Here is a 1,027-nt window from a genome sequence, read left to right on the forward strand (position 1 = left end):
CGACGAGATGCGCCTCGTGAAGGATGCCCACGAGCAGGCGATCATGCGCCGCGCCGCCGTGATTTCCGCGAGCGCGCACCGGCGCGCGATGGCGGTCACGCGCCCCGGCATCCGCGAGTACGAGATCGAGGCCGAGCTGCTGCACGAATTCCGCCGCCACGGCGCGGCCGGGCCGGCCTACGGCTCGATCGTCGCGGCCGGCGCGAACGCCTGCGTGCTGCACTACCCGGCCGGCAACGCGGTCGCGCAGGACGGCGACCTGATCCTGATCGACGCGGCCTGCGAACTCGAAGGCTACGCGTCCGACATCACGCGCACGTTCCCCGCGAACGGCCGCTTCTCGGGCCCGCAGCGCGCGCTCTACGACATCGTGCTGGCCGCGCAGGAGGCCGCCGCCGCGGCCACCCGCCCCGGCGTGCCGTTCGAGGCGCCGCACGACGCGGCGGTGCGCGTGCTCGCGCAGGGCCTGCTCGACACCGGCATCGTGCCGAAGTCGCGCTTCGCGAGCGTCGACGACGTGATCGCCGAACGCGCCTATTCGCGCTTCTACATGCACCGCACCGGCCACTGGCTCGGCATGGACGTGCACGATTGCGGCGACTACCGCGAACGCGGCGCCGAACGCGATGCCCAGGGTGCGCTGCCTTGGCGCACGCTGCGCGAAGGCATGGCGCTCACGATCGAGCCGGGCCTCTACGTGCGCGCCGCCGACGACGTGCCGGCCGAATTCCACGACATCGGCATCCGCATCGAGGACGACGCGTTCGTCACCGCCGACGGCTGCGAGCTGATCACGCGCGACGTGCCGGTGGCCGCCGACGAGATCGAGGCGCTGATGCGCGACGCACGCGCCGCCGCGCCCGCGTCGCGGTGAGCGGAGGCGAGCCCGCACGATGGCGCACGGTTCCGAGAGCGGAAGAGCGTCGGGTAGGGGAAGAGGGTTGGTGGCAGTGGAGGGGAGCGTGGGGGCGGTAGCGAAGGAGTAAGCTGGAGGGTGGTGATTTTATCGAGAGTCAGCTGATCGACT

1 protein-coding gene is annotated in these 1,027 nt (G+C 71.9%); it reads left to right on the forward strand.

What is annotated here, in order from left to right:
- On the forward strand, positions 1-874 hold an 874-nt coding region (locus G3N92_RS34445; RefSeq protein ID WP_206131929.1), incomplete at its 5' end, for a M24B family metallopeptidase.
- Between the last annotated feature and the right edge of the window lie 153 nt (positions 875-1,027).

It is taken from the genome of Burkholderia sp. Ac-20379, assembly GCF_017104645.1.
Lineage (GTDB): Bacteria > Pseudomonadota > Gammaproteobacteria > Burkholderiales > Burkholderiaceae > Burkholderia.